The organism is Veillonella sp., assembly GCF_019414865.1.
GTDB lineage: Bacteria > Bacillota > Negativicutes > Veillonellales > Veillonellaceae > Veillonella.
In genome coordinates this window covers 1-4,210 of the sequence record NZ_DXLG01000129.1, presented here as the reverse complement: position 1 = coordinate 4,210, position 4,210 = coordinate 1, and the positions used below count along the sequence as shown (strand labels likewise).

At 41.4% G+C, this 4,210-nt stretch carries 5 protein-coding genes; 4 read left to right on the top strand and 1 reads right to left on the bottom strand.

The window, feature by feature from the left end:
* Window positions 1-201 precede the first annotated feature (201 nt).
* Window positions 202-867, top strand: a complete 666-nt coding sequence (locus QZ334_RS07180; protein WP_374047447.1) for an AzlC family ABC transporter permease — start codon at window positions 202-204, stop codon at window positions 865-867.
* Window positions 860-1,198, top strand: a complete 339-nt coding sequence (locus QZ334_RS07175; protein WP_295233177.1) for a branched-chain amino acid transporter permease — start codon at window positions 860-862, stop codon at window positions 1,196-1,198. The genes QZ334_RS07180 and QZ334_RS07175 overlap by 8 nt, the downstream gene beginning before the upstream one ends.
* Window positions 1,199-1,327: 129 nt before the next feature.
* Here QZ334_RS07175 and QZ334_RS07170 read toward each other — a convergent pair whose 3' ends face one another.
* Complete coding sequence (locus QZ334_RS07170; protein WP_227721445.1) at window positions 1,328-2,179, bottom strand: aldo/keto reductase; 852 nt, start codon at window positions 2,177-2,179, stop codon at window positions 1,328-1,330.
* A 93-nt stretch (window positions 2,180-2,272) separates the two neighbouring features.
* Between QZ334_RS07170 and QZ334_RS07165 the strand changes: the two genes are divergently transcribed.
* Window positions 2,273-3,406, top strand: a complete 1,134-nt coding sequence (locus tag QZ334_RS07165; protein ID WP_416376196.1) for an efflux RND transporter periplasmic adaptor subunit — start codon at window positions 2,273-2,275, stop codon at window positions 3,404-3,406.
* A gap of 52 nt (window positions 3,407-3,458) precedes the next feature.
* Window positions 3,459-4,210: DUF2156 domain-containing protein (locus tag QZ334_RS07160; RefSeq protein WP_295233171.1), on the top strand; the 752-nt coding region annotated here is incomplete at its 3' end.

The following is a 4,210-nucleotide window of genomic DNA, read 5'->3' as shown; positions in this document are numbered from 1 at the left end:
TACTACGGGCTTATAGCCCGTGAGCAAACCACCCGTTTTACGGGTGGTTCTGATTAGTATGATGCTAGGGCTAGGTGCAAATTGTTACTTAACGGATAGTGATGCTATTTCAAAATACGTTGATTAACCTATTAAAGAAAGGAGGCGAGCCCTATGAATGAAATTAAACATCGAAGTGCATTTTCTTTTGCCTTTCCTATTATGGTTCCTATGGGCATTAGCTTCTTTTTCATAGGTTTAGGATTTGGTTTATATGCAACGAGCCAAGGGTTCCCTTGGTGGACGGCGCCGGTTTTAGCGGCTACCATTTTTGCAGGCTCCATGGAGTTTGTGACGATTGGTATGTTGATGGCCGGATTTGATCCGATTAATGCGTTTATACTGACCATGTTCGTTAATGGACGCCATTTCTTTTATGGATTATCTGCACTACAACGATATGTACATATGGGCTGGAAATGGTTTCCTACAGTTGCCTGGATGTGTGATGAAAGTTTTGCTATCAATATGGCTACTAAGTTACCGGATGATGTGGATGAAAAGTGGTTTTACTTCCACGTGTCTTGGCTCAACTATGTGTTCTGGGTATTGAGTACCTTTGTAGGCGGTCTGTTTGGCAATCTCTTGGCTACCGTAGATTTACGGGGCATCGATTTTGTATTACCAGGTCTGTTCATAGTGGTATTTCTTGAAATGCTGCTCAACGCAAAAAATAATAAGATTAGAGCCTTTGGCGTTGCTGGTGCAGCTATGGCTATAGTTATGCTCTTATTGGTAGGCAAATCGCTCTTTATGCTTTTATCTATGAGCTGTATGCTAGTAGCCTGCTATATTGCGTATAAGTGGGGAGGTGTGCATCTTGACTAGTACAGAAATGGTCATGACCGTTGCTATTGTTGTGGCCGGTACATTACTCACTCGTTTTGGTGCCTTCCTCGTATTTCCACCAGGGAAAAAGGCGCCAGATTTTGTACTCTTTTTAGGTAAGGCTTTGCCGGCTGCTGTTATGGGCATGCTCGTTGTATATACCTTTAAAGAGACTGTCGTTCTAGCATATCCTTATGGTATCCCTGAGCTTATAGCATTAGTCGTTACGGTTGGGTTACACTTGTGGAAGCGTAATATGCTCATATCGATTGCTGCCGGTACAGTAATTTATATGATACTAGTACAAGCCGTATTTAATGTGCCGAAATAAAATAAACCACTTATATCTATCTAACTTAGATATAAGTGGTTTTTTACATATATTGTTTTATTTACTTTGTCATCATAGTTGTAGTGTGTATTATAATTGATGCTAACCACAAATAGGAGTTAGTATGTACTATTTAAGTTGTAATAGTCGTTCAAGACCTGGCGCTGTATGGTGATCTTCCAAGAAGTCTTGTTGATCTAATAGTTCCATAACGTCCATGTCGATGTTTGTAAGTTTGAAATCGAATACATCGAAGTTGGCTTCCATGTGACTTACATTATTTGCCTTTGGCAATGGAATGATGCCACGTTGAATGTGCCAACGCAAGATGATTTGATGTTTAGACACGCCGTATTTTTCAGCCAAGCTTTTGATGATAGGATGGTCAAAAATAGGTTGGCGGTCACGGGTGAATGGAGACCAAGCCATGCCCACTACTTGATGCTTTCTCATCAATTGAATAAGAGATTGGCGTTGGTTGAATGGATGACATTCAATTTGGTTCACCACAGGTTTCACATTGCAGTGATATAGCAAGTCGATTAAGCGATCTTCGTAAAAGTTAGATAGGCCTAACCCGCGCAATACGTTTTGGTCGTATAACTCTTCCATGGCGCGCCAAGAACCGTAATAGTCGCCAAGGGGTTGATGTACGAGCATAATATCGATATAATTAGTGTCTAATTTTTTCAAGGAGCTTTCAACAGCACGCATCGTATTATCGTAGCCTGCGTCGGTATGCCAAATTTTTGTGGTAATAACGATGTCAGTACGTTTAACACCAGATGCTTTGATGCCTCTGCCAACGGCCTCTTCGTTGCCGTAGTAGGCGGCTGTATCAAGTAATCGATAACCTACGTTTAATGCATTAGTTACGGCTTGTTCTGTTTCCCCTTCGCTACCTGTCTTGTAGGTACCATAACCGATAGAGGGAATAAAGCTGCCGTTATTTAATATTCTAAAGTCCATCCGTTCTTCCATAAGAACCTCCGTTATATCCATAAATTAAAGGAATTAGCTTTCATACAATTCTAATTGATTTTATGATATACTAAGGTATTGATAAAAATCAATATGACAGGAAGTGACAGAATGAAATTAAAACGAATTTATTCTGTAGTTGCTATGCTTGGTGTTGTGATGATGGCCTTGGCCATCGCTGGTTGCGGTACGAAAACGGTATCCGTTGCTGATGTAACATACAAGGATATGCCACTGCAGATCCATAATGACGCCAATGTAACAGCTCTCAATAAGGCGACGGTAACGCCGACGTTGACGGGGCAGGTCGCATATGCTGTGAAAGTAGGCGACCAAGTACAACAAGGTCAAGTCTTGGCCACTGTAGATACATCGGCTTTACAGCAACAGCTAGCATCCTTACAAGGTCAGTTAGCGCAAGCCTCAGCTCAGTCCTATGCGACGTCTGTGACAACTACGACAGCAGCGTCTGTAGATAGTGCTCAATTGGCACAAGCTCAGAAGATGCGCGAAGCGGGCATGATTACTCAAAAAGAATATGATCGCATTGTAGAGCGGTCTCAGCCACAAACTACGACGGTAACAACTGGTGGCGGCGGTGGTGCCAATACGGCAGCCATCCAAGCTCAAATTGCTCAAGTATCTGCACAAATGGCAGCATCTACAATCGTAGCGCCTATAGCTGGTACAGTGACTGCTATTTACAATGAAGACCGTCAAATGGCCATTGCAGATCGTCCGTTCATGATGATTCAGCAATCTACACCAATGGTAGCTTCCCTTAGCATCCCTCGTGATGCGGCGATGAAATTGGGTACACCAGATGCTAAAAAGGGTATTAAGGTACTCCTCAAGGTAGGTGACCAAGAGTTACCAGGTGAATTGACATATGTAGATGTGACTCAGCCAGAAAATGTGCCAAGCGTTCTTGTGAAAGCTACTTTCAACAATGACAAAGGCCTTATCAAGGCTGGCGAGTTCTATACGCTCATCATCGAGTCAGATATAAAAGCGAAGATGCTCACTGTACCAAGCAAAGCGGTTCGCGAAAACCAAGACGGCAAATACGTATATGTATTGACTGAAAATAATACGGTTGACGTACGTGTCGTTGAGGTCGGTATGACAGAAGACGATAATGTAGCAATTATTTCAGGCCTAAACGAAGGCGATAAGGTAATTACAACCGACGGAAACTTTGAATTAGGCGAATCTGTTAAATTATAATGAAGAACCATGTTGTTATAGGTACCCATGGTAAATACCTCGACCGAGGAATTTGATAGGAGGGATTATTATTTTAGAATTTAAACGTTTTGAACTAAGAGACAAACCATTAATCGACAAATATTTTGAACAACATCATTATGAAGCATCTGATAATTGCTTTACTACATTATTTATGTGGCAAGATGCGTATGGTATTCGTTGGGCTGAGGAAAACGGTGTATTGTACATCCAAGGTGGCGGTAAACGTGAACCATTCCTATTGCCTCCATTTGCCGGTAAAGATGCAAAGTTCCTCGATGGTTTGTTACGCGCTAAAGAATGGTTCGTAGAAAATAATTTGCCATTCCGTTTCAAAGGTATTAGCAAAGTTGTAAAAGAGCGTATGGAAGAGTTATGTCCTGGTCGTTATGAATTTACACCTGACCGCGACAACTACGAATACATTTACAAATCTGAAGATCTTATCAACTTATCTGGTAAGAAGTTCCGTCAAAAGAAAAATCATTTGAACCAATTCCGCATGCAATATTCTAACTATGAATATATGCCAATTACAGAAGATATCATTCCATTGTGCCGCGAAACAGCAGCATCTTGGGTAGAAACTCATCATGAAGAAGGTATCGAAGATGAATTGGTTGCTATCAACTTATTATTTGATAATTGGGAGACACTAGGGCTTAAAGGTGGCGCCATCAAATTGTTTGGCCGCGTTGAAGCTTTCAGTATCGGTGAATTGTTGAATGATAAAATGGCGTTGATTCACATTGAAAAAGCAAATCCAGATATCCGTGGTTTGTA

What these genes read in the sequence shown, in the direction of transcription:
- QZ334_RS07180 (WP_374047447.1), top strand. Translation starts at nt 202, where the DNA reads ATGGTTCCTATGGGCATTAGCTTCTTTTTCATAGGTTTAGGATTTGGT.
- QZ334_RS07170 (WP_227721445.1), bottom strand. Translation starts at nt 2,179, where the DNA reads ATGGAAGAACGGATGGACTTTAGAATATTAAATAACGGCAGCTTTATT.
- QZ334_RS07165 (WP_416376196.1), top strand. Translation starts at nt 2,273, where the DNA reads ATGACAGGAAGTGACAGAATGAAATTAAAACGAATTTATTCTGTAGTT.